The following is a 278-nucleotide window of genomic DNA, read 5'->3' on the forward strand; positions in this document are numbered from 1 at the left end:
GACATATCAGCAGCCGTTGCAAACGATGATGTGAGCAAGACTAGCGATGACAAACCAATGAATGGCAGATTTTTCTTAGATATTTTCATAATAAGCCTCATATTCGAAGGTTTGTTAAACGACGGCAACTTCTCTGAACATACCGGCTTCCATGTGATAAAGCAGATGGCAATGCCATGCCCATCGTCCAACTTCACCCGTCACATCGAAGCTAATCTTTTGCGCTGGCTGCACCACAATCGTATGCTTACGTACCTGAAAGTCTCCAGATGGGGTTC

1 protein-coding gene is annotated in these 278 nt (G+C 45.0%); it reads right to left on the reverse strand.

The genetic code is table 11. The features are described 5' to 3' along the window. Positions 1-114 precede the first annotated feature (114 nt). The coding region (locus SB772_RS40270) for a multicopper oxidase domain-containing protein (protein WP_410838554.1) at positions 115-278 on the reverse strand (164 nt) is incomplete at its 5' end.

The organism is Paraburkholderia sp. SIMBA_030 (assembly GCF_046535245.1).
Classification (GTDB): Bacteria; Pseudomonadota; Gammaproteobacteria; order Burkholderiales; family Burkholderiaceae; genus Paraburkholderia.